Raw genomic sequence first — 6,234 nt, forward strand, 5'->3', positions numbered from 1 at the left:
TGCCCGCCGAGTATCTGCACGCGGGCCTGTGGGTGGCCGACATCGTCTATTTCCCGATCCGCACGGCGCTGCTCGAAGCCGCCGAGGCGCGCGGCTGCCGCACGCTCAGCGGTGGCGGCATGGCGGTCTATCAGGCCGTCGACGCCTTCCGCCTCTTCACCGGCGTCGAGCCGGACGCGGAGCGCATGTACGCGCATTTGCAGTCGATGCTGGCACCGGGCGCAGCCCAGGGCGCCGGCCAATAACAAGCCGGGCCAATCCGGCCACTTACAGGAATGGAGACAGACATGGCACCTCCCGTATCCACGGGCCGCGACGCGCCGACGCTTTCCTCGACGTCCGCCGCAGGCGCAGTACGGCGCTCGAAAGCGCGCTATCGCATCCTCGGCCTGCTCGCCGTCGGCACCATGATCAATTACCTGGACCGCACCGTGCTGGGTATCGCGGCGCCGCAGCTGACCAAGGAACTGGGCATCAACGCGGCGCTGATGGGCCTCGTGTTCTCGGCGTTCTCGTGGAGCTACGTGGTTGCGCAGATTCCGGGCGGCGTGTTTCTCGACCGCTTCGGCAGCAAGCTCACGTACTTCCTCGCGATGACCTTGTGGTCGACCTGCACGCTGATCCAGGGTTTCGTCGGCAGCGTGGGCGCGCTGTTCGCCTGCCGGCTCGGGCTGGGCGCGGCCGAATCGCCGTGCTTCCCGACCAATAGCCGCGTGGTGGCGACCTGGTTCCCGCAGCACGAACGCGCGTTCGCGACCGGCACCTACACCGTGGGCGAGTACATCGGCCTCGCGTTCTTCAGCCCGTTCCTGTTCGCGCTGATGGGCGCCTACGGCTGGCGCTCGCTGTTCTACGTGGTCGGCGCGGCGGGCATCGCCTTCGGCTTCATCTGGTGGTTCCTGTATCGCGAGCCGCACGAGCACCCGGCGGCCAACCGCGCCGAACTCGATTACATCGAGGCGGGCGGCGGTCTGGCGAAGCACGAACGCAAGGCCGCGAAGGAAGAGGCCGCCGCCGAACAGGCGGGCGACAAGAGCGCGAAGAAGGGCTTCGACTGGCGCCTCGCGGGCCAGCTGGTGCGCCGCCGTCAGCTCGCGGGCATCTGCCTCGGCCAGTTCGCGGGCAACTCCACGCTCGTGTTCTTCCTGACGTGGTTCCCGACCTATCTCGCCACCGAGCGCCACATGGGCTGGCTCAAGATCGGCTTCTTCGCGATCATGCCGTTCATCGCCGCCTCGATCGGCGTGATGTTCGGCGGCACGTTCTCCGACTGGATGCTGCGCCGCGGCTACTCGGCCAACGTGGCGCGCAAGCTGCCGATCATCGCCGGGCTGCTGCTGGCTTCGACGATCATTCTGGCGAACTTCGTCGAAAGCAACGTGACGGTGATCGTGATCCTCTCGATCGCGTTCTTCGCGCAGGGCATGGCGGCGCTGGGCTGGACGCTGGTCTCCGACATCGCGCCGGCCGGCATGCTGGGCCTGACGGGCGGCATCTTCAACCTGGCGGCCAATCTCGCGGGCATTATCACGCCGCTGGTGGTCGGGCTGATCGTGGGCGTGACGGGCTCGTTCGTCTGGGCGCTGGTGTTTATCGGCGTGATCGCGCTGGTCGGGGCGGCGTCGTATATCTTCATCGTCGGCGATATCAAGCGGATCGAGCTGGTTTGAACCGGCGGGCGCGGCTTCGTCGAGGCGTGAATGAAACCTCGATGAAGCCGCGCCGAAAGCGCGCTGCAACGCAGCGGCAAGATCGGCGAAATGCCGCTGCAAGGCCGCCGCAAACCGCGCGCCGCGCGCCCGCTGCGGCGCGCATCCGGAACACCGGCCGGCTTCTCCCGGCCGCGCGGGACGCGGCCCCCGCCATGCTAGAATCGGCCGCATCCCTCCTCCCTGCGGTCCACAACAACGATATGGCAAGACCGGCGGCTTCGGCCGAACGCAACGACGCTCAATCCGAAAGCCGGCGCAAGTACGATCCCGAGCAAACCAGGCGCAACATTCTTGAAGTGGCGACCGCCGAGTTTTCGGCGATGGGGCTGTCGGGCGCGCGCGTGGACGCGATCGCCGAGCGCACGAACACCACGAAGCGCATGCTGTATTACTACTTCGGCAGCAAGGAAGGGCTGTACGAAGCGGTGCTCGACAAGGTCTACGGCGACATCCGCGCGCTCGAACAGGACCTGCATATCGACGAACTCGATCCCGAGGAAGGCCTCAAGCGCCTCGTCGAATTCACCTTCGACTACCACGACCGCCATCGCGACTTCGTGCGCCTCGTGACGATCGAAAACATCCACGGCGCGAAGTACATCGAGCGGCTCAAGACGTTCCGTACGCGTAACGCCAGCGTGATCCGCACGATCGAGGATCTGCTTGCGCGCGGCGTGGCGGCGGGCGTGTTCCGCACCGATATCGACCCGATCGACCTGCATCTGCTGATCAGTTCGATGTGCTTTCATCGTGTGGGCAATCGCCACACCTTCGGCGCCGCGTTCGGCCGCGATCCCTCGCATCCGCGCCTGCGCGCGCGCCATCGCGAGATGGTCGTGGACGCGGTCGCGCGCTTCGTGCGCAAGACGGATTAAGCAACCGTTTCAAGCCCGTAGCGGCGCACACCCAAGGGCGATGCCAGCCCGATCGAGCCGCGCGAGCGCGTCCGCCGCGCCTTGTCGCTATATCGAAAAGCGCGCTCAGCGTTGCCGCGCCGCCTCGTCAGGTAGTGTCCTCATCGCATAAAAGTGCTCAAACGCATTACACTACGCCCCGGAAGCCCGTGTGACGGGCCTTCGCCGGGGCGTCTGTGCGCTCGCGCACGGTGCGCGGACGGCAAACGCCGCCTCCCGACGCCAACCGGAAAAGCCCAAGCGTAATGAGCACAGCCATGCCCCGTTCCGGCTCAGCCGGCCTGCCGCGCCAGACCCAGGGTCGCTACACACTCGGGACGCGCATCGTCGTGAGTTTCGGCCTGCTGTTCGTGCTGATGCTCGCCACGGCTGCGATCTCCTGGGAGCGCTTGCGCACCATCGACGACGAAGCCCTCAGCCTCACGCACGATTCCGTGCCGGGCCTGTTCTATTCGACCTCGATGCGCGCCGCCGCCAATCAGACGTACACGCTCGTCGAGCGCGCCGCCTTCGTGGAAACCGATCCGGCCGGCGTGGCGCGTGCGCTCGCGCTGCTGCCGGCGGCTGTCAACCAGACCGAGCAGAACGCCGCGCACTACGAAGCCTCGGTCTACCGCGCCGACGACCGCGCGCGCTTCCAGCGCTTTCGCGACGCCTACGGCCGCTATCTGCCGCAATTGATGGCGATCGCGCGCGAGCTGCCCGCGCAGCGCGCCGCCGCGCAAGCTTCGTTCGTGCAGCTCGACGGCACCTGGCGCGAGGTGATCGAGTCGGTCAACGCGGTCGTCGACGAGAACCGCAGGCAGGCCGACGAATCGGCGCGCGCGATCCGCAGCTCGGTCACGGGCACGGAGGTCACGCTCGCCACGGCGCTCGGCATCGTGCTGCTGGCGTCGCTCGCGACCGGCTATCTGCTCTATCGCGCGATTACGCGGCCGATGGGAAGGCTCGTCGAAGTCCACGATGCAATGCGCATGGGCAATCTTTCGCAGCGTCTGGAACTGGGCCGCCAGGACGAATTCGGCGTGCTCGAAGACGGTTTCAACCGCATGAGCGACGAACTCGCGAGCCTCGTGGCGCAGGCGCAGAAGTCGTCGCTGCAGGTGACGACCTCGGTGGCCGAAGTGGCCGCGACCTCGAAGGAGCAGCAGGCGACCGCGAGCGAGACGGCGGCCACCACGACCGAGATCGGCGCGACCTCGCGCGAGATTTTCGCCACGGCGCGCGACCTCGTGCGCACGATGGGCGAGGTGGCGACCGTGGCCGAGCAGTCGGCGTCGCTGGCCACCACGAGCCAGAGCGGCCTCACGCACATGGAAGACACCATGCGCAGCGTGATGGAAGCGGCGGGCTCGGTGAACGCCAAGCTCGCGATCCTCAACGAGAAGGCCGTGAGCATCAACCAGGTGGTGGCGACCATCACCAAGGTCGCGGACCAGACCAATCTGCTGTCGCTGAACGCGGCGATCGAAGCCGAGAAGGCCGGCGAATACGGCCGCGGCTTCGCCGTGGTGGCGACCGAGATCCGGCGTCTGGCCGACCAGACGGCGGTGGCGACCTACGACATCGAGCAGACCGTCAAGGAGATCCAGTCGGCGGTCTCGGCGGGCGTGATGGGCATGGACAAGTTCGCGGAGGAGGTGCGCCGCGGCATGCACGACGTGCAACTGGTCGGCGTGCAGCTTTCGCAGATCATCGGTGCGGTGCAGACGCTCGCGCCGCGCTTCCAGGTGGTCAACGACGGCATGCAGGCGCAGGCCACCAGCGCCGAGCAGATCACCCAGGCGCTGATCCAGCTTTCCGAGGCCGCGCAGCAGACGGCGGAGTCGCTGCGCCAGTCGTCGCAGGCCATCGACAATCTGACGCTCGTGGCCAACGAACTGCGCACGGGCGTGTCGCGCTTCAGGATCGAGGCGTGACGCGGATGCCGACGCCCATGACGACGCGCCGCTGAACGGAGCCGCGATGCTGTTTCTGGTCTTCGAGCTGGAGGGCGAACGCTACGCGCTCGACGCGCGCGAAATCGTGCGCGTGCTGCCGCTGCAACCGGTGCGCGCGTTCGCGGGCACGCCGCCGTATATCGCGGGCGTGATCGATCACGACGGCGCGCCGGTGCCGGTCGTCGATCTGGCGATGCTCGCGCTCGGGCGGCCGTCGCGCGCGCTGATGTCGACGCGGCTCGTGCTGGTGAACGACGGGGCGTCGGGTGGCGATGCAGCCGACATCGATACGCCGCCGCGCTGCCTCGCGCTGCTGCTCGAAAGCGCGACGCGCACGCAGACGCTCGCCGCCGACGCCTTCGCCGAAGGCGGCATCGCCACGCCCGAGGCGCGCTGGCTCGGGCCCGTGGCCAGTGACGCGCACGGTTTCGTGCAATGGGTGAAGGTCGATCAGTTGCTCGACGCGCGCGTGCGCGCGCTGCTGTTCCCCGATCCGCCTTCGTGGCGGCGCGTGGCCACTGACGAGCTTGCGCCATGAAGACCGTCGATCCGCGTTTTTCCGCCTGGCTGCTCGAAGAAACCGGCATCGAAGCCGAATCGCTCGGCTCGCACGCGCTCGCGCGCGCGGTGGCGTCGCGCGCGGCGGCGATGATCGCGGCGATGCTGGCGGCCAGCGAGGGCGGCGAGGGTGGCAATGCGTCGGCGCACGGTCATGCCTCGCACCACGGCGGCCATCGCAGCGGTCATCAACATGGCCATCACGGTTCGCATCGCGCCTCGCATCACGGTCATGCTCACGGCGCGCCCGTGCAGCCGCCCGTGCCGGCGCAATGGGAAGGCGGGCTCGCGCTGCCCGACAAGGTCCGCGACGCCTACTGGACTTACCTGACGACCGCGCCCGCCGAACGCCAGGCGCTCATCGACGCGCTGGTCGTGCCCGAAACCTGGTTCTTTCGCGAACGCGAGGCCTTCACCGCGCTCGCGCGCATCGGCGCCGAACATCTGACGAAGCATCCGGGCGAAGTGCTGCGCGTGCTCAGCGCGCCGTGCTCGACGGGCGAAGAACCGTATTCGGCGGCGATGGCGCTGCTCGATGCGGGGCTCTCGCACGCGCAGTTCGGCATCGACGCAATCGACATCAGCGCCGCGTCGATTGAAGCCGCCGCGCGCGCCGTGTATGGCCGCAACGCGTTTCGCGGCGACGCGCTGTCGTTTCGCGAGCGCTATTTTCACGCCGGGCCGGACGGCTGGCGGCTGGCCGATACGGTGCGCCGCGCCGTGCATTTCGAGCGCGCGAATCTGTTCGAGTGGCTCGCGGCGCATCCGGTGCGCTACGACTTCATCTTCTGCCGCAACGTGCTGATCTATTTCGACCGCGCCGCGCAGGACCGCGCGATCGGTCTGCTGCGCGGGCGTCTGGCCGACGGCGGCATGATCTTCGTCGGTCCCGCCGAGACCGGGTTGATGATGCGCCACGAATTCCAGTCGGCGTATATCCCGCTCGCATTCGGTTTTCGCGTGCCCGAAGCCACGCGCGCCGATGGCGAGGCCGCCGGGCCGCAGGCGCTGGCGTCGTCGCTGGCGGTGGGCTGTCTGCCGGGCGCGAGCGTGACGGCGGACGCGCGGTGCACGGTGGGGGGGCTCGGAAGGCGTTCCGGTAGGGAAAGA

Annotated in this window: 5 protein-coding genes and 1 pseudogene; all 6 read left to right on the plus strand. The window is 68.2% G+C overall.

The features are described 5' to 3' along the window. Positions 1 to 245, plus strand: a pseudogene (locus tag G3N97_RS35100) (hypothetical protein); the annotation flags it as partial. Positions 246 to 287: 42 nt separating this feature from the next. Beyond that, positions 288 to 1,670, plus strand: a complete 1,383-nt coding sequence (locus G3N97_RS35105; protein ID WP_205997434.1) for an MFS transporter — start codon at positions 288 to 290, stop codon at positions 1,668 to 1,670. Between the two features lie 242 nt (positions 1,671 to 1,912). Then, positions 1,913 to 2,587, plus strand: a complete 675-nt coding sequence (locus G3N97_RS35110; RefSeq protein ID WP_241031028.1) for a TetR/AcrR family transcriptional regulator — start codon at positions 1,913 to 1,915, stop codon at positions 2,585 to 2,587. Between the two features lie 284 nt (positions 2,588 to 2,871). After that, a complete protein-coding gene (locus tag G3N97_RS35115) occupies positions 2,872 to 4,545 on the plus strand; it encodes a methyl-accepting chemotaxis protein (protein ID WP_205997436.1) in 1,674 nt (557 codons plus the stop codon). A gap of 46 nt (positions 4,546 to 4,591) precedes the next feature. Further along, positions 4,592 to 5,104 carry a chemotaxis protein CheW gene (locus tag G3N97_RS35120; protein ID WP_205997437.1) on the plus strand — a complete coding sequence of 171 codons (513 nt, stop codon included), beginning with the start codon at positions 4,592 to 4,594 and terminating at the stop codon, positions 5,102 to 5,104. Further along, positions 5,101 to 6,234 (plus strand): protein-glutamate O-methyltransferase CheR (locus tag G3N97_RS35125; RefSeq protein ID WP_241031029.1); only part of this gene is annotated, 1,134 nt, incomplete at its 3' end. The genes G3N97_RS35120 and G3N97_RS35125, both read left to right, overlap by 4 nt.

The sequence above is a fragment of the Paraburkholderia sp. Ac-20347 genome (genome assembly GCF_017104805.1).
GTDB classification, from domain to species: domain Bacteria; phylum Pseudomonadota; class Gammaproteobacteria; order Burkholderiales; family Burkholderiaceae; genus Paraburkholderia; species Paraburkholderia tropica.